Below are 23,223 nucleotides of genomic sequence, written 5' to 3' on the forward strand. Positions count from 1 at the left end.
CGGTTCGCATTCTCTCTTAGACTAATAATTTTTTTAAGTGTATCAGAAATAAGCAGGATAATTTATCAAACATCATAACACGAGTCGGCTTGAACGATCCTAAAATAAATTCATCTTTTGTATCTATTTTTTAACCTAAACCAAAACACAACTATTATGACAAATGAAACTATGCAATCAAACCCTATTGCTTTACCCCGGAGAGAAAGGGTTTTAACAGCAGATGAGCAAGCCGCATTGACTCCTGATGACGTTATCAAAGCTTTGAAAGAAGGTAACGAACGCTTTGTAGATAATAATGTTACAGCAAGAGATCATTCGGCAATGGTACGGGAAGCCGCCGCAGGACAATTCCCAAAAGCAGTGGTTCTTTCTTGTATTGACAGCCGGATTCCGGTGGAAGATGTATTTGACAGAGGTATTGGCGATCTTTTTGTAGGACGTGTAGCAGGCAATTTTGCGAACACGGATTTATTGGGAAGTATGGAGTTCGGCTGTAAAGTTATGGGCGCTAAACTAATTCTTGTTTTAGGACATGAATCCTGTGGTGCTATTACCTCTGCTATTGATGATGTGAAACTGGGTAATATAACTTCCATGCTGGCAAATATAAAGCCGGCAATTACTGCATCAGAAGATTTTCAGGGCGATAAATCCTCAAAAAATAAAGACTACGTAATGTATGTTTTAAAAAACAATGTCATTAATACTATAAAAACAATCAAGGAAAAAAGCCCTATTTTAAAAGAAATGGAAGACATGGGCAGTATAAAGATTGTGGGTGCGTATTATAATATTAATACAGGAGTAGTGACATTCTTGGACTAAGCCAGCACGTCGCACCTGCTTGATACGTTAGTTACTTCAATGATTTAATGAAATCGGCTGACTAAGAAATGAAACGAATTATTAAAAATGACAAAACCCGCTTATAGAGCGGGTTTTGAAATGTTGTTGATGCTATTTAAACGAAATTTGAACTAATTCCGAACTACCGTTGCTGTTTGTCAGAAGGATTATTTTTTCAATGGTCCGATGTGCTTGTATTTGTTGATGAACAAACCCGTCGGCGTAGTCTTTGTGTCAATAAGAGCTAATTCCCGGGCATCGATGCTGTCTGACAATAAGCGTTTACCCTTGCCAAGTAAAACCGGGTAGGTGATGAGGATAATCTCATCAACCAATCCATTACTTAGCAACAATGAAGTTATTGTAGAACTTCCGACCACAATAAGATCAGGACCTTCCGTTGACTTGAGGTCACCTGTTGCCTTTACAATATCTTCCCCTAAATTCTTTACAGGACCCCATTCCAAACTGTCAGGGTTGTGAGTTACAACGTATTTAGTTGCTGCGTTTATCGCATTTGCCATTGGAAAATCTCCCGCATTAGGCCAAAAACCACTAAATATATCATAAGTATGGCGGCCAAGCAGCAAGTCGAACTTAGGTCCATATGCCTCAAAGAGCATGACAGCTCCTTCCGGGCTTCGGTAGGGCGTTGTCCATGCGCCATAAATATAATCTCCGTCGTGTTCTATCACGCCGTCCAGCGAGATATGTTCAAATATTCTGATCTTTCTCATTTTGTTTCAATTAGTTTATAATTGTCAAAATTAGAATAATCCGATTCGTATTTTGGAGGGCAATTACGACAATAAAAGGGTATGTAAGCTAATGTCTTTCTTATGCTTGTTTTGATTTATCTGTGCTTTTTAACGACCACAAAACAAGCAGCGGTTGGAAGAAAAGCCGTACAAAACGCTTTTTATCTGTATCCAGGCCAAAAGCGTTGCGGTGATGCGTATATTGTGCAATATTCCCCGGAAAAACCGCCGCAAAGAAGAGAGCAGCTATCCTTCCTGTCAGGTACCTGTATTTTGATGGGGCTATAGCTAATGCCGTACCCAATGCAATTTCTGCGACACCTGAATAAATAACCGTATCGTCTTTTTTTAATGGAACCCAATTGGGCACTTGTGCTCTGAACTCCTTTCTTGCGTTGGTAAGATGACTTATCCCTGCAAAAACCAATCCCGCCCCTAAAAGAATCCGTGCTCCGCTTTTAATAGTTGAACGCTCCATAAATAAGTTATTTTCTTTTAAAACAGGGCATAGTGATTATTGTTCGGATATCTGTAAGTGAAAAATGAAACAACGGATAAAAAATCAGGTTGTCCTAGATGGTGAAGGTGGTTAGTCAGAGTTTCTATTCTCAATTTCATTTCCTAATGCCGAAAATTTCCATTGTATTTTATTTGGAAATATCACAAGACAAAAGTGCATTAAACTACAAATTTTACCTATACCTATCTATCGGTATTTTAATTGCTTATCAATAAACTCATAATGATAATAGAGGCGGAAGGAAAGTGCACAAGAATACCTGTAGGTAGGTATTCCTTTATAAGGGTTAAGATAACATATTTGCGGCCATATAAGTCTATGAATTCTATAAATATTATAACCCCTTTGCAATGAATACAGATAAAATCAAGGTTTTCATATCCTATACCTGGGATAATGAGAAGCATATGGAATGGGTTTTGCGTCTTGCTAAAAAACTGGAGGAGGATATGCTGATAAATGTCGTATTGGATAGAGAACGAATGTATGCAGGCGGAAATCTCAATCACTTTGCAGATAAGCACATTAACGAGGCTGATAAAATTATTGTCATATTCACTAAAGAATACAAAGTTAAGGCAGTGAACAGAAGGGATGCGGCAGGTTATGAATATTCTATCATTAATACCATCATTTCAAGAAATATTGCAGCACAGCAAAAGGTTATTCCTGTTTTAAAGAAAGGTAGTGTTGATGCGAGCATCCCTGAATTTATGCAGGCATTTCTGCATATAGATTTCAGGAATCCCGGACAATTTGTTTCTAAATACAAAGAGCTACAGTATGCAATCGGGAAAGAAAATGGAAACACAATCGTTCCGCTCCCTGCGATACCATGGTATGTAAACAAGAGGAAATATTTAGCAATCGCGGCAATGCTTGGATTTGCATTGGTAATCATCGCAACATCCTATTACAGAACTGTGTTTCCGTTATTAACTAAAAAGGATGATGTGAAAAATGCGACTTTTATAACACCAAAGGGTGATAGCAGACAGGTATCACCAAAGGACTCAATAAAGCATAGAGAATCAGTCAGGATAAATCCGGGTTACCCTGCCTCTACAGCTGTTAATAAACATAATTATAGCGATGTAAATGCGAGTTGTTGTACCTTGGTAAAAGGAGAGGGTAAATTTGGATTTGTGGATAGCAAAGGAAGGGATATTAATGGTGCTTCAACTGTACAATTCAAATATTCTTCTGCAGAAGAATTCAATGAAGGCCTTGCGAAAGTAGGTAATAATAGCCGATATGGTTTTATTGACAAACATGGTAATGCCGTCATACCTATGCAATATGAAGCTGCGGAATCTTTTTCGGATGGGAAAGCCAATGTAAGAAAAAATGGCCACTGGTATTATATTGATAAAAACAACAACTGCGTTAAAGATTGTCCACCACCTGATATGTGAGCAAAGAGCAATCAGTAAAATTGCTCTTTTTCATTATCGGCGAATCCAATGTTCAATATTGTAAGTCTGAGGTGGTGGATTGTTTTTTGCATAATCTGATGCCATGTCTCTATAGGATTTTATCATCTCATTAGCCACATCGAGTTTAGCTTCCTGCGATTTCTCCTTATAATCCCACTCTCTGTTATTGCGTTGTTTTATTGTGCTGCTGATTTCTGTAATAAATGTCTTTATTTGTTTATCACATTCAGGATTAATGTCTTCATCTATCAAAGCCAATGTGGCAGCAGCTGAGTCGGCACCACGTTCATCGAGCGATGCCACCCATTGTGCTTTTGCTTTAAGCAATAATTTTTCGCAGTTAAAATGTGCTTTTTGAGGGACAATTTCCCTTACCCTTTGCAGGCATCTTTCAAAGCATTTAGTGCATTCTTCCGGTACAAGCATCAGATTATATACTGCCTCTTTATATTTATTTGCTGCAATCAGTAGATCTGCTTCATTAAGGACCTGATCGCATTTTGTTTTATAATAATCGAATACATGTTCTCTTCCTTCTATTACAAAAGCCTGCAATGCAGAATCTTCCGGCCGGATATGCTTTATAGCGTCCATAAAGGCTTTTGTTTCGTTGGTGCCAACCCCCTTTACATATTTTGATGTTGTCGCAAATATTTTGCCCTGCTGCCCGTCTCCTATAAAAAAAGTTATTTCCAGGTCTAATGCAATCATAGTCGGAGCTGTTGATAAAATGTTTTTAGACAAAGTATTAATAGCTGCCGTAATAATAAACCTGGGATTTACAGAAACGCTCCCTATGTTTTTATAATTAGCTATCTGGATCAGTTTCAGTTCCATTGAATTACGGCATTCTAATGGAATACTCGGTAATAAAAAAGGAGAGAGGTTGATAGTGGTAAGCGGGTCTTTCCCTTCCAATTGCTGTGCCTGGCATTGGTTATTATTAAAAAAACAAAAGCACAGCAGGAGGGTTGATGTAAATAAGAATTGTTTCATTTCGGGTTATTTTTCTCCTAAAATAATAGTTGCTTGTCCCAGGCCCCTCATGACCAATTTGCTCGTTATTTTATAAGGCTTATCGCTCAGGAACTGTTGCAGATTTTTTACAAAACCTCTTGCATCAAGCGCAACGCCGGCATCATCTACTACAGGTATTCTTACCTGTTCAAACAACATCATATTTTCGGTTACGTCGGAGAGATTGAAACGATGATTTTGTGTATGCAGACGCATCCATTCTTCTATTGCAGATGCAAGATCTTTGCGCTCAAATTCTGTTTCGAGATCATATGGCCAGGCATCGAATTTTTTTATACGTACGACGATCTCCCGGCCGTTGGCAAACATATCATCGTAATGTGCCTGCAGCGTACTATTGAAAGCGTCCATATAGCTGATGACTGCTTCTCCCAAAAGCGTTGGTACATCTGCAGAAAAGGAAGATGCTCCGGTTCCTCCGGCTTCTGCTATCTGTTTATCGGTATAAGTGTCGAGGCCCTGCAAAATAAAGCTGATAGAATTTTTAGGTCCGTTTTGGTTCAATGTCCAGGTCAGTTGTATAATGATATCTGCTTTAGCTGTTTTTTTCAACTTATCTATCGGGCTTTCTGCTATTTGGCTACTGCTTGCCTTAGAAATAAGTATAGCATCTTCGCTTTCTTCCAGCTCAAGCGACTTTATTGCTGACTCCATGTTCTTGGCCGGAAAGCCTCTTTCTGCCATCATTCCATTAATCTTACTGATAACCAAAAGAAGCTGCGGGTCACTCTGAAATGCCTTTTTGTAATCAGGAACGCTGACCTTTGTACCTTGATTGTCATACTCCGTCATATATCCATGTTCTTTGCACCAGGCATCGCTGGGCACCACCATTAGTATTGGTTTTTTTGCCTGGGAAAAGCAAATGGAAAAGCTAATCAAGAAAAGGCAAGCAGTGCATAGAAGTTTTCTCATTGTATGGTCTTTAAGGCTCTTGGGTTATTAAAATCCGGCATCGAGTGGTTTAATGATGCCTTGACGTTCGAGGTCTTTTCTTAGCTGGCTGTACATTACTGTAATAATTATCCCTATTTTGTATTCTTTGCCAACCCGTATCCGTTCAATAGGAGTTTCTTCAATAGTGCTATTTACATATTTTTGGTATGGGCCGTTATCGGCAAAAAAAGCTGCAAAAAAAGCCGCCTGCTTTGATTCCAGATCAGGACTGTCTGCAAGTGGGCGTTGAGTAGGACAACCGGTAGTAGCATTGCCGGAGAACCCCTTGAAAATCATGCCATGTATAGCGTTTTTCTGGGCTTGCCTGAGCGGAAATTTTTCCTTTTTTGAATAGCTCCATACCTTAATCAACTTTGTACCGTCAAGGCCTATATTTTCACACTGAATATCATAATGCCATTGTTGAGGGACAGTATTTTGAGAAAAAGCATTTGAGAATCCTACGCAAAGTGAGCATAGAAAAAGTATTGTTTTGATAATTCTTAGTAACATAAATATCCTTATTATTTAAGCAAATTTTGTAATCCTGATTTTCCTTTCTGCCTGATGAGCATTCCAGGGTAAAATTGTTTTCCTTTTCCTTTTTCAAATGTAGTAGCAGAACGTAATGAATCACCTGTTGCCATATAGCGATTGTCCCAAATTTGATCCTTCAAGGGCTTTATAACACCTATCGTCTCATAGCTCGTTTTACCATCTTCGTTAATTACCTGTTGCAAAACCTCATAATGGTCACTGCTTTCGAGCCCTTCTTTAAGGCCTATTCCTGCTGTGGGCGGGTCAGTGCTTATCAGTGGCGTGCTTGTACGGAATGCTTCATGTTCTTTTTGCAATTTGACAATGACTGCATCGAGAGACCGTATTGTGGCAATTTGAACAAGCTGTTCCTCTGATTTGGTACTGTATATTGTTGATTGTAAATCTGCCCAGGCAACTTCCGAACCTACATATTGCAACTGAAACAGAGAAGTATGTTCGAAAGCGTATTTTCTGTTTTTATCAAAGGCATTATCTTTCATCCACAAGTCCTTGTAAAAAACCGTGGCCACAGAATCATTCCATACTAATCTGTAGAGATAAGAAGTAGTAACAACAACATATCCTTTTGATAATACATCCAGTGGCTGGGCTGTTAAGTCGTTCAGTTCGTGAAGAAGAGAGGCTCCGGCAGGTGTTTTTTTTACGAAGGGAATGCGGTTGGCCACCTTTTCAATCTGAGTGGCATTCTTTTCTGTTTGTTCTACACGTTCCTTAATTACTTTTCTCAACTCTTCTTTGTTAATAAATCTGAAGTCACTAATAAGAATAAAAGTATTGCCAATCAGTTCTTCTCCGGCGTCTTCAAGTAATGTAAGGCCTCTTTTAGTTTTTTTCGCGATGGCTGCATCCATTTCAGATGCGTTATAGGATCCGCGTTCCGCAATAAGGTTCATATTGAAGTATCCTTTTTCGTTTCTATTGAACCAATGTGCAACAAGTTTACGAGCTACATCGTTACTATCGAGGTAAGCATTTATAACATTGAGCTTTAGCGAGTCAGGTAGGTTGGATGTTTTAATTACGCGGAAACCGAGATTATGATTATTGAATTTTTCAGGAATAGGATAGCCTAAAAATGTTTTGCTGATTACATCTTCATATTTTCTTTTTTCATTTGTCAGCATTAATGTAAAAAGAGAGCTTCTCCGGTATTTAAGTGATTGTACTTGTGCCACGGTACTGGTAGTATACAGTAACAGGCAGAGGTATAGGATGATTTTCATAAAAATTTTGATGCTTGGTTCAGTGGCAAAGTTGCAAATAGCATTAATGCAGGTCAATACCTGTTAATAGGTACTTATCGGAAAATCAGGTTATTAATTGATAGGCTTAGATATTTATTTAAAGTCTTAATTTCTTGTTTTTTACTAAACGCCAGTAATGGCGACCTAAAGGTGTGAGTTTGCAAGATTTTGAGTCCATAGCAGCAAAAAACAAAAAAGGAGTATCTACAGGCTGCAACAAGCCTACACGCTCCATCTGTTGCAAATGTTTAAATATGGCTATCTTTTTTGGGGTCGCATATGGCTCTCTTAAAAAAGGTTTAATATCTGCTATATTTGTTTCTTCATAAGAAGGGTCTAAGTTGTGCTCAGTTTCATCTGTGATGAAATATTCTGTAATGTTATTGAGCGCTTCAGGTGAAACCAACGGTGAGACTTTTCTCAATGGAGAAAACCGTGTTGTATTTGTTTTAAAGACCGGTCGTTGATCAAATGGGCCGAGAGCCTGGTCAATATAAGCATAAATAGCTCCTGGTGTTATCTGGCCAGTAATATCAGCTGCCCCGCCTTTCAATGCTTCAATTAAAAGACTTGTAAATACAGAAGAGTAACCTTTGGCCAGTGCAGGCTCATGGGACCTGCTCGCTGTCATAATAGTAATGCCTTCACCAATGTAAGATTTTTCTGCTCCGAAACTATCAGAAAAGCCTAGTGCGCCGGAATGGCAACTATCTAAGATAATAATCTTATTACGGGCTTTGCAATTATTGGCCAGCCTTAATATTTCATCAAGAAGTATGCCCTCGTCATAGTCTTTTCTATCGGGAGTTACAATATGCCCGCCTGAAACATTAAGAAGGCCATGTCCGGAAAAATAAAAGAGGACGGTTTCTTCATCACCTGAAAACAACTCTACAATCAGCTTTCTTAATACTGCTTTAGTAAAAACTTCTGTTTCAAGTTTTACATCAAAATTCTTTGTTCCATTAGCATGCCATTCGAGCAGGTAAGCCATATTCGTTGCATCCTTTACGGAACTATATAAAGGAGAGTAAGGGTAATTATCTATACCGACAAGAAGCGCTCTTTTCATACCGTTATATTTTGGATTATAGAATATTATATCTCTGCAAAATTCTCTTTTATAGATATAGTATGCAATACCTGACAGTAGGTATATACACATATTTCTTATATTGTAGCAATGTTATAAAGAGTATTTAATATACCTGCTCATAGGTATTGAAGCAATCTGATAGTCCGTATATTTTTGCAGTATTCTTAACCAAAAAAAATAAAAATGGAAACAACCGGAATCAACACGGACCACACCTCTGTTTCGACAGCAGATATGAAAAAAAGAGCTGCATTTGAATATCTTAAATCCAGAGCGCCTAATGAATTTAAATTAAAGTTGTCTTCTACTATTTGTCAAAATGTTGCTCAGGATTTCACAGACCTTTTCAGGGCTACAGGCGATCCGTTTACAATACCTGTAAGCTGGAGCCTCACTAAAGATGCCTTGTTGAATCTATTAGGAATTACAAGCTTTGAAGGCTATGAATCGATTACGGGAATACGTCTTTATGCCGGCTTGAATGAAAATGCTCAATTAACGCTGATTGCCGTATCAACTGAGGCGGATACTCATAATACGGCTATCAATAATGACCTTACTATTGACGATGATTATCCTTATTATGACTATGCAGATCCATGTCCGAGTCATTGCAGCACTGTCGGCAATCTCAGGTTGATGAGTACGGATCCTGTTCGTATGGTCTTCAGTAGAGTTAAAGAAGAGAGTTGAGTCTTTTAGAACAGGCTTCCTTTTACAAAGCCCAATTTTATCACACTAAAATAACTACCATATTTGAATTTTGATATTATTTATATAAAAGCATCCCAAGCCAGCGTGTTACTTCCGGTAATCGCTGGCTGGGTATATTATAAGAAGCTGGATCGACCTTTTCGTGTACTGTTCTTTTTTCTTGTTGTGTCCATAGCTTTTGAAATTCAATCATATATTTCTAAAGTCAAATTCGGAAACAATCTTCCGGGACTGCACCTTTATACGTTTGTTGAAATGCTCACTATGTCATACATCTACAATAGTTATTTTTCAAAAAGCAAAATAATGACTTTCATTATTTCACTTAATGTTGTAATATTTACAATAGTAGCTATTGCTGACGCTTTTTTTATTAACGATTTATTTCATCACAATACTGTAAGCCGGCCCTATGCTTCAATGTCTGTCGTTGCCTATGCCCTCGTTTATTTTTATTCACTTATAAAAAAAGATTTTGAATATTACAGTTGGCAGTACCCTATGTTTTGGTTAAGCATAAGTGTGATGATTTATTTTGCTTTAAATACACTTAATTTCATCCTTGATAACTATTTTATAAGATATACTTATCTTACCATGAACGTAAGCTTATATACCCACGCATTCTTTAATATAATCGCTAACTGCTTATTTGTCCAATCATTTAGATGCTTCAAGATATTCAAAACGAAATAGTCATCTATTATCTGGCAGGTACCTTAGTCATCATACTTTTGGTGTCAGCTATTATTTTCTATGTATTCCAGCATCAAAAAAAGGTTAATGCCTTTCGTCTGCAGCTACAACAAGAAGAGATAAAAAGGCAACAGGCTATTTATGCCGCGCTTCAGGAAGGTGAAGAAAAGGAACGAAACCGCATTGCGGAGGAATTACACGATGGTATAAGTGCGAAGCTGTCAGGGCTTAATATGAACCTGGAATATCTGATTGCAGGGAATGCTGAGAAGGAAACACGCGAATTGTTGAGAAAAACGTTTGATGGTATTAGTGAAACAATTGATGAATTGAGGGAGGTTTCCCATAACCTGCAACCGCTGTTTTTCGATGAAAAAGATATGCAACAACTCTTGCAGCGCTATATAGAGCAATTGAATTCAAAGAATGAATGTAATTACAAGCTGTATTATGAAGCAAATTTACGGGAAATTGACAGAGCTGTAAAATTGCATAGCTATCGCATTGTGACGGAATTACTGCATAATGTTCATAAACATGCCAAAGCTACTCAGGCTTCTGTGCAGGTGATCAGAGATGATGACAAATTGGAGATTATAGTAGAGGACAATGGAATAGGGTTCAAAAACACAGATACTTTCAATGGCATCGGATTAGCTAATATCCGTAACCGCGTGATGTTAAACATGGGACTGATAAACATGGATACTTCTGACAAGGGAACAACAATTATAGTGGAATTGCCTTTATAATTATAAAATGACTAAACTATATACAGATTTATACCTGGCAGACGACCATCAGATTATAATCGATGGCTTAAAGTTGCTGATAAGTAATAATCCGAAAATTCGCATTGTAGGCTCGGCCACTAACGGAGACACAGCTTACACGGAGATACTACAAAAAAAACCAGATATTGCTATCATTGATCTCCGGATGCCTGGTCAGGGAGGATTGGAATTAATCAACAGCTTGAAAAAGCATGTAGAAACACGTTTTATTATTTTATCGATGCACAATGATAAGCGTTATATAACAGATGCAATCAATTATGGGGCGGCAGGCTATATCGTAAAAAATACCGGCAAGTCGGAACTTATGACGTGCCTGGATAAGGTAATGAGCGGCGGACAGTTTTTTACCGATATTTCAGGGAATAAGCCGCAAGATAAAAAGATGATGTTCACTCCTCGTGAACTCGATATAATAAGATTGATTATTGCTGAACTTACTACCAATGATATCGCAAAACAATTGTATTTAAGCCCCTACACTGTAGAAACACATCGTAAAAACATCTGCCGGAAGGCAGGAGCCAAAACAGTTATAGGATTACTTAAATATATGCAGGACAATGGATTAGAACTATGATTTCATAACCTGCATTTAATTCTTCATTTTTTAAACTATTCTTCATGGGTATTCATAATCATATTGATCATATAAACAATGTAATCAATCAGGACATAGCAGATTGTGCATTTGTAAATACTGTACAGGAATTGGAAAGCAAAGTGAACGTCAATGATCAAACTGCTTATATTCAGGCTGATGCCTTCACTGATAATCCATACCAGTTGTTAGGACAGATTGTTGAGATTAGAAAAGTAAATGATAAATGTCCTTCCAGAGTTAACGTGCAAAACATACAATTTGAATTCTGTGTCGACACCATCAGTGGATTTAAGATAGATGTAGAATCGAAAATGAGTAAACCAGTTCTTCGAAGTTCAATTATTGCTGACAAGGAACTTTGTGTAAAAGCTGGCTTTTTGAATTTTTTGGGTGCGCAACTTGACGATAAAAGTTCCTTTAGCCTGATAGTTATCGATCAGGCCAAGGGATTGGTAGATTTCCAGCATTCTTCATGGCAGTCTGCTGTTACTGCCTGGAAAGCACAAAATCAGGAAAAAATTAATGACCCCGATATATGCTATATCTATGCTATAACAGGGTTTGTACAAAAGAATATTATAAGGAAGCGTTATTCCCGATTTGAAGCTTCAGGGAGAGGGGGAGCGTATGGCATCAATTTGCAAGGTAAATTATTCACAAGCACTGAAGATTATTCTCTTGACATTGTATTCGGATTAACGCCGGCTATTATTAAAAGGCCTGCCAGAGAAATAGAAGCGAAAGCAATGAGAGAAGATTACATTCCTGATGCAGAGGAACTGGCTTTTTTCGCCCTTGGATCCGGCTCTCAGATCCAAAAAAGAATTGAAAGAACCGTTTAATTTGTTTCGAGCCGTTTTATAATTGAAAATGAGCAGCATATAAAAATGCCTGAAATAACCAGTATAAATAACCCGCTCTCGGAGCGGGTTATTTATACTGGTGAACCGGATTGGATTTGTAGAGTTAGGCTTTATTATTTTAACTATTCCCGATTTTGAAAATTTTCAATCTCTAATTAACGATGCGAGAACGCATTTTCTTTAATGCAATTAGTTATTTTGAACAATGTATTCCAACTCCAAGTTTTACACCGAAACAAAGATAGTGTCCGTCCAAACCAGAAGACTCAGAGAAGTTACCATTTATCTGATATGAAATCTGAGGTCCTAATGTCATTTGTACTTTATTGCCGCAACGTATGTTTCCACCAAAATAAACGAAAGGTAATATTGAATAATTTTTGAAATCCTGTTTGGCAACTGAGCCGGTTGCTTTTTGTACCTCGTTGCCATTTAATTTAAGCGTTTCTTCATCAACTAAATTAAAACTGTTTATAAAGCCGGCTTGCGCGAAAAACCCGCCGCCGCCGTTGCCGGTAACAAATCGAACGAACACAGGAATATCCAGGGTAACCTGAGTGCCAATATATTCAGCCTTTCCGCCAACCCCTGAAATACTCCATTGATAAGCATAAGCCCCGTAAGCCAAGCCTGTTCCTGCTCCGATGTGATTATTGAACATCCAACATCCGTCTGCGCCTAAGTTTACAATCGCAGATGCATCGGCATTATACTCGGAGGGATAAATATCTGTCATAGTTCCGCCTGCAATTTGTAGGTTGGGAGATATCCAAAGCCCATGTCGGTTTTGGGCTTTTGAATGAATGGCGAATGACAATAAAGCCAGAGAAAGGAGTTTTATTTTTTTCATAAATAAAAGGTTAGTTGGTTTATAGATTATCGAAATATTTTATTATCGCAAAGTTATGTTTGTCTTCTATAGTAAGTTCAATTCTACTATGCTGCCGGTATAGTAGAATTTGCCCATAATGAACTACAAATTTTTGACCTTTACTTTAACCGTTTTACTAAAATTAAAAAGACGCAAATTATTGAATATCAATATTTACGTCTTTTACTTGTGATCCGGATTGGATTCGAACCAATGACCCTCAGCTTAGAAGGCTGATGCTCTATCCAACTGAGCTACCGGACCGCTGAATGGAGCGCAAAAGTAGGGTAAAAAAAAATTCAATCCAATTTTTACCTGAAAAAATATCTCAAATGATTCAAAGAAATCCTTTGGAAAGGGCTGCTATCTGTTTACCTTTGCGCATCTTCTAAAAAACTAAAACATGGCACATCAGGAATATAAAAGAGGTACCAAATTAATACATGCAGGCGTTGAACCCGATCCGACTACCGGAGCGATTATGACGCCGATTTATCAGACTTCCACTTACGTACAGGCTGCTCCCGGCGATCATAAAGGTTATGAATATGCCCGTACGCAAAATCCTACAAGAACGGCTTTGCAAAATGCATTGGCTGCTATTGAAAATGGTAAACATGCTTTGTGCTTTGGTAGCGGTATGGCGGCAACAGATGCAATCATCCGTTTGCTGGTTCCTGGTGATGAAGTGATTGTTTCCAACGATTTATACGGTGGCACTTACCGCATCTTCACAAAAGTATTTGCGGTTTATGGTATTAAATTCCATTTTATTCCGATGGATAACGCTGCTAATATTGAACAATATATTAATGATAATACAAAATTGATTTGGGTTGAAACACCAACCAATCCTTTGTTGAATGTTATTGACATTGAAGCCGTAAGCAACATTGCTAAAAAACATGGCGTAAAAACTGTTGTGGATAATACTTTCGCTTCTCCTTATCTTCAAAATCCGTTGGATTGGGGCGCTGATATCGTTATGCATTCGGCTACAAAATATTTAGGCGGTCACAGTGACGTGGTGCATGGTTGCGTGATTGTAAAAGATGATGAAACAGAAGAACGTTTAAGATTTATACAGAACAGTTGCGGTGCGGTTCCCGGACCACATGATTGCTGGTTGATTTTGAGAGGTATCAAAACTTTACATGTGCGTATGGATCGCCATTGTGAGAATGGAGAAAAAGTTGCACGCTTCTTAAAAACACATCCAAAAGTTGAAAAGGTTTACTGGGTTGGTTTTGAAGACCATCCTAACCATGATATTGCTAAAAAGCAAATGCGCGGTTTTGGTGGTATGATATCTTTTGTTTTGAAAGATGACAATATGGAAGCGGCAGTTAACGTTCTTAAGTCAACCAAATTATTTGCTCTGGCAGAATCGCTGGGTGGGGTAGAGTCTTTGATTGGTCATCCTGCAAGCATGACACATGGTTCCATTCCGAGAGAAGAAAGAATTAAAAACGGTCTGGCAGATTCCTTAATCCGATTGAGTGTCGGAATTGAAGATGCAGACGATTTGATTGAAGATTTAAGGCAGGCAATTGGATAGTGAATTTGTGCATGGTAAAAATATTTTGACCATTCGCAATTTAGCATTGACCATTTACAATTGACAATTGACATTGATTAAAGCGCATTTCAAATTAAAAAACATAATCAAGAGCATACTTTTTCTAAGTATGCTCTTGTCGTGCTTTATAGTTAATGCCCAGAAAAAATCAGATACTGTTACGGTCAGGAAGTCTAATCAGATATTAATATTGGATAATGACTATGGTGAGTATATAAAAAACGATACAAGCTCTGTTAATAAGCTTATAGGTAATGTGAAATTATTGCATGGTTCCGATACGCTTTATTGTGACAGCGCTTATTTCTATACACAGCGTAATGGCGTAGAAGCCTTTGGCGATGTGCTCATCCGTCAATTAGACGGGACGGAAGCTTCTGCCGACTATATGCGTTATAATGGTAAAACCAAGATAGTGTATATGCGTTCCGATGGTTTGAATGATGTTCAATTATTCGATGGCAAGCTGAATACTTTATGGTCAAAAGAAATTGACTATAACATGCAGACCAAAGTCGGCAAATATCACAAAAGAGGATTTCTGCAAACAGAGACAACTGTAGTGGAAAGCAACACCGGTGAGTATAACATGAAATCGAAAGATGCAAGATTTAAAGGAAATGTAATTGTTACAGATCCTGAATACCGTGCTGTTTCCGAAGATTTGGGTTATAATACCGATACTAAAGTTGCACGATTTTTTGCTCCCTCTGTGGTAACGAATGACAAGTCAATATTGCAGACAAGCAACGGTGTTTATGATACCAAAAACAGGATATCTCATTTTGTGGACCGGTCTTCCATTCTTAACGAAGGACAATATATAGAGGGCGATACACTGGATTATAACCGTAACTCCGGTTATGGCTATGCAAGAGGAAATGTAATTGCCATTGACACAGGCATGAAATCCATTTTATATTGTGGCGCAGCTGATTATAATGAAATCCGTAAAACTTTATTGGCTTTTGATAAACCTTTAATGCGAAAAACCGACGGAAAGGATAGCATGTTTATCAAAGCGGACACTTTTTTCTCTGCGCCCGACCCGTCAAAAGGGAAAGTATTGTCAGCACAGGATAGCTTGCAACAAACAGCCAATGACATCATATCTTCTATCGGTGCAGATAGTGCCTTAAATGCTGCCGATTCCTCTTTGCATCTTTTGGATACTGTTTTAAGTAAGCCGGACATCAAAGACACCATGAGCCTTATACCTGACGATGCTTTTGGTTTGGGTGATGCTTCCTTAATGGATTCTATTCCTTCTGTCGATTCCGTTTTGCCAAAAACAGACTCCTCTTCAACTGTTTCAAAGCTGAAAGAGCAGATGGATCAGATGGTTTATAACAAAGCTAACAGCGAAAATAAAAAGTTGTCGTCGGAAGCGTCAGACACTATGCAATTGTCCTCTTCCGCCATACGTTTAAGAAATTTTGATTCTGCAAGCCAGACGTATCGTAATACGCCGCAGGAGCCGGATACTTCAGGGCCAAGGTATTTTGTGGGTTACCATCATGTGTTGATTTATAACGATTCCCTGCAGGGAAAATGTGACAGCATCCGTTATTCTCAGGTGGACTCTTTCCTTAGGATGTATCAGAATCCTGTATTATGGCCTAAGAATGGAGAATTGTTGGGTGATGTGATCTACATGAAAACAGATAGCAACAAACTGAAGCAGGTTATCGTACCTAAAAATGCTATAATGATCAACAGGTCGGGGCCGGAAAAAGCAAATATGTTCGATCAGATTCAGGGAAATTCCATCAATGGTTATCTGAGCAATAACAGCCTGGATTCTATGATTGCAGAGCCGGATGCGTCCAGTATTTATTTCGTAAAAGATGAAGACAGCGCTTATGTAGGCAGTAGCGAAGCCAAGTCGGAGACTATCAAAGTTTTTTTCAAAAAGGAGGAAATAGACAAGATATATTATATCAAAAATGTGGAACAAAAAACCACACCGATGAAAGATGTTGCACCGGCTTCTTTAAGATTGAGCAGATATAAATGGCGCGAAGAAGAACGCCCCAAAACCTTAGAAGCATTCCTGAACGGAACAACTTTGCCGCATTCACCTTCTTTACTCGAAATGTATGAAGAGCTTCCATTACAGAATAATGAGGAAGCAGATAGTACGAAACAGTAATTATTTCTCTTCCGGATGGAAATATTCGTACACCACTCTTGCCTTTGAAGCACCGATAGTCATGGTCAATTCCCTTAAAGTCATTTCCTTTATACGCTTTACGGAACGGTAGGTTTGTAATAAAGTCTGGGCCGTCTTTCCACCTATGCCAGGAATATCTTCCAGTTCATTTTTAATAGTTCCTTTGCTGCGCACATCCCTGTGGAAAGTAATACCAAAGCGGTGTACCTCATCTCTTATTCTGCGAATCAATAACAGGCTTTGTCCGTTATAAGGTAATTGCAACGGGTCTTTATCTCCGGGATAAAAAATACTTTCTTCTCTTTTGGCAAGGCCGACAATTGTCATGCTACCTGTTAAACCCAGTTCTTCAATACTCTTTAAAGCCGCGCCCAGTTGTCCTTTGCCACCATCAATAATAACCAGTTGCGGTAAAGGTTGCTGTTCTTCCATCAATCTTTTATAACGGCGTTTTACTATTTCAGCCATAGACGCAAAGTCATTGATGCCTTCAACGGTCTTGATATGAAAATGCCGGTAATCCTTTTTGGACGGTACGCCGTCTTTAAAACAAACCATAGCCGCCACTGGAAAGCTTCCCTGAAAGTTAGAGTTATCAAAGCATTCTATATGAGCCGGAAACTTTGGCAGCTGCAGGTCTTCTTCCAGTTGTTCCAGCATTTCCTGTCTGTCTATTTCCGTTCTGTCCTTTAAAAGCAACCTTGATTTCTGCTTATGTTCCTGTTTGAAATATTCTGCATTCTTAAAACTTAAATCCAGTAATTTCTTTTTATCTCCCGCAATAGGAATGGTAAGCTTTATATCGGTTTCTTCTGTTTCCACTTCGAAAGGAACTACAAATTCCTTTGATATGGATTGAAATTTCGGCCTTAAAAAAGCAAGCGCATAGGCCAGCATTTCGGCAGGCGTTTCATCCAGTTTACGTTCTATGTATATGCTTTTGGTATGGATGATTTTTCCTTCCGTTACCACCATATAGTTGACATAAGCATCGTCTTCCATTACAATAATGCTTGCCACATCCGTATTAATCAAATGACTGCTCAGCACCGACGTTTTACTTTGGTAACGTTGCAATAAATCTATTTTCTGCTTCAGCATCTGTGCTTTTTCAAATTCAAGCGCAGCTACATGGGCATTCATGTTTTCTTTCAACGCATTCAGGACGGGACTTAAATTGCCTTTTACCAATTGGCGTATATAATCGATATTACCTTTATACTGTTCTTCCGTCTGGTGTCCTTCGCAAGGCCCACTGCAATTACCAAGATGGTATTCCAGGCAAACCTTGAACTTGCCTCTTGCAATATTATTAGGCGTAAGATTCAATCCGCAGGTCCTTAGCGGAATCGTTTCTTTAATAATATCCATCAATTCACGCACGCTTGCCACACTCGTAAAAGGCCCGATGTATTCCGAGCCGTCGCGCACTACCTGTCTTGTAAGATAAACACGCGGGAAATTTTCTTTTCTGATAACGACGTAAGGATAGCTCTTGTCATCTTTAAGGCTGATATTGTATGGCGGCTTGAAATGCTTTATCAGCGAGTTTTCCAGCAGAAAGGCATCGTGTTCGTTATTGGTGATAGTCCATTCAATATTGTCAATCAGAGAAACCAATACTGCCGTTTTTCTGTTATCATGCTGCTTTACAAAATAGGAAGTAATGCGTTTTCTTAAATCTTTTGCTTTGCCTACATACAGCAGCTTTTTGTCGGAGCTATAATACTTATAAATTCCGGGTGCATGGGGTAGGGTACTGACAATGTTTTGCTGAAAAAAATCTTTGATCATCTTGGCTTATCTCCTATGCAAAGTAAAGAAAAAGGACGGATTGAATCTAAAGGCATTTATTGGCAGAGTGAAAATTATAAGCATTGTTTTATGATTTTGTGTCTATATTGTATGCGCAATTTTTTTGCAGGAAAATATCATTTACTTAAAACACAGTTTTTATTTTAATCATGAAAAAAAATCTTTTGACCTTATTATCCGTATTATTAATCTCAACAGCCTCTTTTGCTCAATTTAAAGTATTGGCCACCGGCAATGGTTTTGAAGAACCCGAAGATGGTTATGCCAAAATTATTCAGGAAAAAAGCGGTTATACTTTTTTCCTGCACGTTACCATTAAAGAAGGCATCAATGTGCGTATCTATGACAAAAACCATCAGCAGGTTGCCGAAAAGCATATTACACCCGATTATGGAAAATTACGTGTCGGAAAGGGAAAAGGTGCAATGGGCGGTGTACAGGGCATTTATGAAATAAACAAAAACATCGTACTGTTTTTAAGTGAATATGATGATGGAGGTATCCCGACGCTTTATCGTATGATCATTGATGGAGTAACAGGTAATTTATTGGAGGAAAAAACTATCGGGACGCTCAATAAATTGAGGTTCGTGGATGGGTATGCTTCCGTTTTCGGAAAGGTCCCTACACCTGCTTTTTATGTTAGAAAAGACCCCGAAAGTGATAACTATGCAGTGGCGCTTTTCAATTCCTTTGCTTCCGACCGTAACGAAAGAATAGAGTTGGTGCATTATAACAAAGACCATCAGGAAATCAGCAGGGCATTTTATCAGTCGCCCGATAACGACTATAAGTACCTGAACTTTATGGATCTATGCGTGCGTGGTGACAAAGAGATAGTCGCCGTTGTGGTCGGGATGAATACACGCAGCTCCGGTGGCGACCTTAACGGAACTTTGTTGATGGGCTCTTTAAAAGCAGGTGCAAAATCCTTCGACCTTCAAAGAATAGTTTATCCTGATGCGGGTAAAATTGCAGAATCTATGATCCGGTATAATAAAACCAAAGACGAATATATTTTAATTTCAGTAAAACCGGGAAAAGACAAAACTGATAAAAATGCAAGAGGCTACAGAACAGTTATAAAATCGGTAGGTGCTGAAGCAACGACTACAATGATCAATTCAGGTCCTATAAATAGAATTGCCAATAAGCACTATGACAAAAAGGATCAGTTTCTTGCTATTCCGCAAATATTATATCTTAATGACGACGGCAGTTATACGATTGTATTTGAAGAGAACAGAGCAGTTGCAGGTACGAGCGGGGGTATGGTATATTCTTCTAATGCTATAACTACGGTAAGTAACACTACAGGCAGGATGAGTTCTTCTCCCGGATTTACTTATTCGGGCGCAGGTGGCAGTGCACCTTCTTTTTATTTAGAAGATATCGGTATTATTGAATACAATGCTGACGGGACTGAAAAGGGGACCTATTATATTCCCAAAAGCCAGAAAGTGCGTGAAATTCCGAGAGCTATTTACTATTCTTTCAGGGATGAAACAGGTATTAAGCTGATAGATGGAAATCAATTTAAATCTTTCTATTTTTTTAATGGAAAGGACAAACGGTATGTGTTGATGAATGATATTGCTAAAAATCAGGATAAGGTGGATGACGGCAAAAAGGTGACAACGATTCAGGGTCTTGATGAATGTGAGGCATATTCATTTGAAATAGGTAATGGTGAAAATATGCCGAAGCGTAAGTTGGTTTTTGAAGATAAAGAACATAAAAAAGAGAAGGATATGGCGCTGTTTGCCATATCCGATTTTGACAGAGAAAACAATGTTTTGGTAACGATGAAACTGGAACATGTAAAAAGAGATAAAGAAGTTAAATTGGTCTGGCTGCAACCGGAATAACATAAAAAGGAAACGTTCATCAACTAATGATGAACGTTTCCTTTTTACTGTAGTATTATAAATTATTTTACCGGATAAGCATAATCGCTTAAATACTCAAATGGCGTTGTCAGCTTGCCATCTTTACAAATAGTGGCTCTGTCCAGTATATCGCTTTTCTCTTTCAGTAATTCAGGTAAAATGTACTTGATAATATGTTCTCCGAAATGCTCCGAAGCGTCTCTTGGCAGTTCATTCGGTAAATTATCAACTGCCATTACATCAATAATATCCTTGTCATTCTGAAAAGGCGCGACTTTCTCTATCGTATTTCTGTCAATGCCGTATACAGGATCTGCAATGGTGGAAGAACCGAGATTGATAGGCACCGAACCATCTTCATCGCAGGTAATATCTGCCATAATTTTTATCCTGAATTCAGGATTGGCTACATCTGATTTTTCAAATAAGCGTGGAATGCTTTTATCCCAATAGATACCGTTCATCAGTATATCGGCCGCTTTTGTAAATGGCAGGAACTTACATTGGTATTGTTCCGGGTTATGATGGAAATCATCCCTTGAATAAGCGCCTGTATTTTTATTTTCATAAAGGGCAGCACCTTTCAGTAAAGTATAAACAGGATAATCATATTCCTTTACCAAGAAATCTTCAGGCTCAACACTTTCAATATCCCAATGGTGCATGATTTCCAGAATACCTGCGGTAACCCTTCCGGAGCCTGTCACGGCAATCTTAACCGGAGGCAATTTTACATAACGGTATTGCTTCAGCATTTCATCCATATCCTTACAGGCATGTGCCGGAATAAGCGAGAACATCCGCGTCTTTTTGCCATAAGTCATCAGCCCGTTATGCGCGCCGACCACACCTGCAAAAACGCCGAAACCCAGAATCCTGGCGCCATCTTCATAAGTAAGGGCCTCATAGTCAATCATGCGCACTTTCTTTTCTATAAGCGCGTGCATCAATGGCTGGTTATACGGTTGTTTCTTTTTGGTATGCGAGAAAAAGAAGAAAATTTTATTTGGAATCAGATGTTCGATCTTAACCTCCTTTATGCCGAATATCACATCGCAATCCTCTAAATTATCCTGCATGTTTACGCCTGCTTTAATATATTCGGCATCTGGGAAACAACGGGTGACAGAAGGTTCTGCAACTATTTCAATCTGCCCGGAATAGAATTGTAAGACATCGGCACATTGAGTTGGTGTGAGGGCAACTCTGGTATCGGGTGGTGTTTTGCCTTCTCTTATCAGGCCAATTTTAATCATACGGATTTTTTAAAGTTTCCAAAGGTAATGCTTCGGCATTTGACAGGCGCCTGCATCAAAATGTGACGGCGCAAAATAAAGCTTTTCAATTTTTATCTCAGGGAAAAAAATGTTGAAATTTTTCTTTTAGAATTTGGTAGAACAAAAATGTTACTCTACTTTTGCGTCCCGTTACGACGGAAATATTGAGGCCCAGATGGCGGAATTGGTAGACGCGCTAGACTCAAAATCTTGTATTCGCAAGGATGTGCAGGTTCGATTCCTGTTCTGGGCACACTGATTATCAAGGAGTTACATTTTGTAGCTCCTTTTTTTGTATGTGTCATTTTGGGTCTTGCACTATCTTTCAATCTTTTTCGGGCATGTTATCATAAATCTTAATTTTCAATTTATGTCCATTCAGTTTTACATTGATGAAGTTCCAGATATAGTAATCTATTTAGAAACGCGGCTCAATTTCTGCAATGTGAATTACAAATGTCTAACCTATACCCCAATAATTGTAGGTAAAGAATGTGTGCCCTACACTAATTACAATGAACAGGGTATTGTAACAATCTATTTAAGTAAAGATATTTGCATAGGGGATAGAGTTGGTGATGCTGTTTTGCAGATTTCTCATGAAATTATTCATTGTATACGTCCTCCCAAAGCATATGCTGGAACAAACGTTTTAGAAGAAGGGTTAGCGACTTGGTTTGCATACGAATATACTCGTCATCGATTTGCTGGTACAAATTATGGAAATAATCTCAAGCCCAGTGATAAAAGTAATTACCTGTGTGCATTCGATTTGTATGAAAAATTAATAGAAGTTTTCCCTGATTGCGTAAAACATATTCTACATGACAATCCTAATTTGGTTATTAAAGACATAAAAAGTAAACATTTCGAAGAGGTCTTCAATAAACACAGAGGCGGATTTAAAGATGAATACAAGGCTATGATAAATGCCTTGATACTTGATTTTATCTACTGATTAGATTTCTAATTATTTCCTTCGGAATAAATTGCGTCGTACAATTCCGCCATCTCTGGGCAGATATTGATTAGCGTTCAAATTATTTGAATGTTAATGTGTTAGAAATAAGAATAACTACAATGATTATTTGACAGTAAACAACGCAGTTAACACATGCTTATTTGTCATAAGTATAATTTTCATAAGTAAATAATCAATTAAGCAGATGAGATTCAGTCAATTTGACTGAAAATTAACATTGGCATTTAATTTGTTCTGGTTTATTCTTAAAAGAATTTGAGGAAGGAATGCCATGTAGGCATAAAAGAAGAACAGATGGATTGGACTACCACCTTCGGAGGCTACTCACCTCTTAAATAACAACTTTATAATCGGGCTGCAAAGGTAATACCCATTGCTGAATAAAACAAGTGTTTATTAAAAAAGTTTAAGTCTCGGAAATATTTTCTCTATTACACGAAAGGACAAGCACAAGAGAAAGCGACGAATTATAGATTAATATGAAGAAAAATTACAACAAAATCCCTTCTTTTATAAAATTAAAACTTG

The 23,223-nt window shown here is 38.2% G+C and carries 20 protein-coding genes and 2 tRNA genes; 11 read left to right on the forward strand and 11 right to left on the reverse strand.

All coding sequences use genetic code 11. The annotated features are described in order from the left end of the window. The first annotated feature begins 156 nt into the window (after positions 1 to 156). Positions 157 to 828: a carbonic anhydrase family protein gene (locus tag F0919_RS10935; RefSeq protein WP_150032777.1), complete on the forward strand. Its 672-nt coding sequence runs from the start codon at positions 157 to 159 to the stop codon at positions 826 to 828. Between the two features lie 188 nt (positions 829 to 1,016). Here F0919_RS10935 and F0919_RS10940 read toward each other — a convergent pair whose 3' ends face one another. Further along, positions 1,017 to 1,586: a dihydrofolate reductase family protein gene (locus tag F0919_RS10940; protein ID WP_150032778.1), complete on the reverse strand. Its 570-nt coding sequence runs from the start codon at positions 1,584 to 1,586 to the stop codon at positions 1,017 to 1,019. A 100-nt stretch (positions 1,587 to 1,686) separates the two neighbouring features. Next, positions 1,687 to 2,085, reverse strand: a complete 399-nt coding sequence (locus tag F0919_RS10945; RefSeq protein ID WP_150032779.1) for a DoxX family protein — start codon at positions 2,083 to 2,085, stop codon at positions 1,687 to 1,689. A gap of 392 nt (positions 2,086 to 2,477) precedes the next feature. On the opposite strand from F0919_RS10945, the gene F0919_RS10950 reads away from it, so the two are divergent. Continuing rightward, on the forward strand, positions 2,478 to 3,542 hold the full coding sequence (locus tag F0919_RS10950) for a WG repeat-containing protein (RefSeq protein WP_150032780.1): 1,065 nt from the start codon (positions 2,478 to 2,480) through the stop codon (positions 3,540 to 3,542). A 33-nt stretch (positions 3,543 to 3,575) separates the two neighbouring features. On the opposite strand, the gene F0919_RS10955 is transcribed toward F0919_RS10950, so the two are convergent. From F0919_RS10955 to F0919_RS10975, 5 genes are all read right to left on the reverse strand, one after another. Continuing rightward, positions 3,576 to 4,559 (reverse strand): hypothetical protein, encoded by a 984-nt coding sequence (locus tag F0919_RS10955; RefSeq protein WP_150032781.1) that lies wholly within the window; start codon positions 4,557 to 4,559, stop codon positions 3,576 to 3,578. A 6-nt stretch (positions 4,560 to 4,565) separates the two neighbouring features. After that, positions 4,566 to 5,516, reverse strand: coding sequence for a DUF6175 family protein (locus F0919_RS10960; protein WP_150032782.1), 951 nt, complete (start codon positions 5,514 to 5,516; stop codon positions 4,566 to 4,568). 27 nt (positions 5,517 to 5,543) lie between these two features. Then, positions 5,544 to 6,050 carry a hypothetical protein gene (locus F0919_RS10965; RefSeq protein WP_150032783.1) on the reverse strand — a complete coding sequence of 169 codons (507 nt, stop codon included), beginning with the start codon at positions 6,048 to 6,050 and terminating at the stop codon, positions 5,544 to 5,546. Positions 6,051 to 6,061: 11 nt separating this feature from the next. After that, positions 6,062 to 7,321, reverse strand: coding sequence for a hypothetical protein (locus tag F0919_RS10970; RefSeq protein ID WP_150032784.1), 1,260 nt, complete (start codon positions 7,319 to 7,321; stop codon positions 6,062 to 6,064). 118 nt (positions 7,322 to 7,439) lie between these two features. After that, entirely contained in the window at positions 7,440 to 8,414 is a 975-nt protein-coding gene (locus F0919_RS10975) for a caspase family protein (RefSeq protein ID WP_150032785.1), read from the reverse strand. Positions 8,415 to 8,621: 207 nt separating this feature from the next. On the opposite strand from F0919_RS10975, the gene F0919_RS10980 reads away from it, so the two are divergent. From F0919_RS10980 to F0919_RS10995, 4 genes are all read left to right on the forward strand, one after another. Further along, positions 8,622 to 9,131 carry a hypothetical protein gene (locus F0919_RS10980; protein WP_150032786.1) on the forward strand — a complete coding sequence of 170 codons (510 nt, stop codon included), beginning with the start codon at positions 8,622 to 8,624 and terminating at the stop codon, positions 9,129 to 9,131. 689 nt (positions 9,132 to 9,820) lie between these two features. Continuing rightward, complete coding sequence (locus F0919_RS10985; protein ID WP_150032787.1) at positions 9,821 to 10,600, forward strand: sensor histidine kinase; 780 nt, start codon at positions 9,821 to 9,823, stop codon at positions 10,598 to 10,600. Positions 10,601 to 10,607: 7 nt separating this feature from the next. Continuing rightward, the gene (locus F0919_RS10990) at positions 10,608 to 11,222 is read left to right on the forward strand and encodes a response regulator (RefSeq protein ID WP_150032788.1); all 615 of its coding nucleotides are present in this window, start codon (positions 10,608 to 10,610) and stop codon (positions 11,220 to 11,222) included. A gap of 44 nt (positions 11,223 to 11,266) precedes the next feature. Further along, positions 11,267 to 12,088: a hypothetical protein gene (locus tag F0919_RS10995; RefSeq protein ID WP_150032789.1), complete on the forward strand. Its 822-nt coding sequence runs from the start codon at positions 11,267 to 11,269 to the stop codon at positions 12,086 to 12,088. A gap of 214 nt (positions 12,089 to 12,302) precedes the next feature. Here the strand turns inward: F0919_RS10995 and F0919_RS11000 are convergent, their stop codons facing one another. Together F0919_RS11000 and F0919_RS11005 are read right to left on the reverse strand one after the other, a co-directional pair. Then, the gene (locus F0919_RS11000) at positions 12,303 to 12,959 is read right to left on the reverse strand and encodes a hypothetical protein (RefSeq protein WP_150032790.1); all 657 of its coding nucleotides are present in this window, start codon (positions 12,957 to 12,959) and stop codon (positions 12,303 to 12,305) included. A gap of 211 nt (positions 12,960 to 13,170) precedes the next feature. After that, positions 13,171 to 13,244: transfer RNA gene (locus tag F0919_RS11005), tRNA-Arg, on the reverse strand. 139 nt (positions 13,245 to 13,383) lie between these two features. Between F0919_RS11005 and F0919_RS11010 the strand changes: the two genes are divergently transcribed. Together F0919_RS11010 and F0919_RS11015 are read left to right on the forward strand one after the other, a co-directional pair. Further along, entirely contained in the window at positions 13,384 to 14,538 is a 1,155-nt protein-coding gene (locus tag F0919_RS11010) for a cystathionine gamma-synthase (protein ID WP_150032791.1), read from the forward strand. A gap of 136 nt (positions 14,539 to 14,674) precedes the next feature. After that, positions 14,675 to 16,711 (forward strand): OstA-like protein, encoded by a 2,037-nt coding sequence (locus F0919_RS11015; RefSeq protein WP_190277354.1) that lies wholly within the window; start codon positions 14,675 to 14,677, stop codon positions 16,709 to 16,711. Here F0919_RS11015 and uvrC read toward each other — a convergent pair whose 3' ends face one another. After that, positions 16,712 to 18,526, reverse strand: coding sequence for an excinuclease ABC subunit UvrC (gene uvrC, locus F0919_RS11020; RefSeq protein WP_150032793.1), 1,815 nt, complete (start codon positions 18,524 to 18,526; stop codon positions 16,712 to 16,714). 170 nt (positions 18,527 to 18,696) lie between these two features. Here uvrC and F0919_RS11025 point away from each other — a divergent pair, with 170 nt between their 5' ends. Beyond that, a complete protein-coding gene (locus F0919_RS11025) occupies positions 18,697 to 20,415 on the forward strand; it encodes a hypothetical protein (RefSeq protein ID WP_150032794.1) in 1,719 nt (572 codons plus the stop codon). A 62-nt stretch (positions 20,416 to 20,477) separates the two neighbouring features. Here F0919_RS11025 and F0919_RS11030 read toward each other — a convergent pair whose 3' ends face one another. Beyond that, entirely contained in the window at positions 20,478 to 21,692 is a 1,215-nt protein-coding gene (locus F0919_RS11030; protein ID WP_150032795.1) for an NAD(P)-dependent oxidoreductase, read from the reverse strand. A 190-nt stretch (positions 21,693 to 21,882) separates the two neighbouring features. On the opposite strand from F0919_RS11030, the gene F0919_RS11035 reads away from it, so the two are divergent. Both F0919_RS11035 and F0919_RS11040 read left to right on the forward strand, forming a co-directional pair. Then, a tRNA-Leu gene (locus F0919_RS11035) sits at positions 21,883 to 21,966 on the forward strand. Positions 21,967 to 22,083: 117 nt separating this feature from the next. After that, complete coding sequence (locus F0919_RS11040; RefSeq protein WP_150032796.1) at positions 22,084 to 22,671, forward strand: hypothetical protein; 588 nt, start codon at positions 22,084 to 22,086, stop codon at positions 22,669 to 22,671. Positions 22,672 to 23,223: the final 552 nt, after the last annotated feature.

It is taken from the genome of Taibaiella lutea, from assembly GCF_008629695.1.
In the GTDB taxonomy this organism is placed as follows: domain Bacteria; phylum Bacteroidota; class Bacteroidia; order Chitinophagales; family Chitinophagaceae; genus Taibaiella; species Taibaiella lutea.

Coding starts and splice junctions, on each gene's coding strand:
- F0919_RS11010 (WP_150032791.1), top strand. CDS start 13,384: ATGGCACATCAGGAATATAAAAGAGGTACCAAATTAATACATGCAGGC.
- F0919_RS10950 (WP_150032780.1), top strand. CDS start 2,478: ATGAATACAGATAAAATCAAGGTTTTCATATCCTATACCTGGGATAAT.
- uvrC (WP_150032793.1), bottom strand. CDS start 18,526: ATGATCAAAGATTTTTTTCAGCAAAACATTGTCAGTACCCTACCCCAT.
- F0919_RS10995 (WP_150032789.1), top strand. CDS start 11,267: ATGGGTATTCATAATCATATTGATCATATAAACAATGTAATCAATCAG.
- F0919_RS10955 (WP_150032781.1), bottom strand. CDS start 4,559: ATGAAACAATTCTTATTTACATCAACCCTCCTGCTGTGCTTTTGTTTT.
- F0919_RS10935 (WP_150032777.1), top strand. CDS start 157: ATGACAAATGAAACTATGCAATCAAACCCTATTGCTTTACCCCGGAGA.
- F0919_RS10980 (WP_150032786.1), top strand. CDS start 8,622: ATGGAAACAACCGGAATCAACACGGACCACACCTCTGTTTCGACAGCA.
- F0919_RS11000 (WP_150032790.1), bottom strand. CDS start 12,959: ATGAAAAAAATAAAACTCCTTTCTCTGGCTTTATTGTCATTCGCCATT.
- F0919_RS10945 (WP_150032779.1), bottom strand. CDS start 2,085: ATGGAGCGTTCAACTATTAAAAGCGGAGCACGGATTCTTTTAGGGGCG.
- F0919_RS10960 (WP_150032782.1), bottom strand. CDS start 5,516: ATGAGAAAACTTCTATGCACTGCTTGCCTTTTCTTGATTAGCTTTTCC.
- F0919_RS10965 (WP_150032783.1), bottom strand. CDS start 6,050: ATGTTACTAAGAATTATCAAAACAATACTTTTTCTATGCTCACTTTGC.
- F0919_RS10975 (WP_150032785.1), bottom strand. CDS start 8,414: ATGAAAAGAGCGCTTCTTGTCGGTATAGATAATTACCCTTACTCTCCT.
- F0919_RS10990 (WP_150032788.1), top strand. CDS start 10,608: ATGACTAAACTATATACAGATTTATACCTGGCAGACGACCATCAGATT.
- F0919_RS11030 (WP_150032795.1), bottom strand. CDS start 21,692: ATGATTAAAATTGGCCTGATAAGAGAAGGCAAAACACCACCCGATACC.
- F0919_RS11040 (WP_150032796.1), top strand. CDS start 22,084: ATGTCCATTCAGTTTTACATTGATGAAGTTCCAGATATAGTAATCTAT.
- F0919_RS10970 (WP_150032784.1), bottom strand. CDS start 7,321: ATGAAAATCATCCTATACCTCTGCCTGTTACTGTATACTACCAGTACC.
- F0919_RS11025 (WP_150032794.1), top strand. CDS start 18,697: ATGAAAAAAAATCTTTTGACCTTATTATCCGTATTATTAATCTCAACA.
- F0919_RS10985 (WP_150032787.1), top strand. CDS start 9,821: ATGCTTCAAGATATTCAAAACGAAATAGTCATCTATTATCTGGCAGGT.
- F0919_RS10940 (WP_150032778.1), bottom strand. CDS start 1,586: ATGAGAAAGATCAGAATATTTGAACATATCTCGCTGGACGGCGTGATA.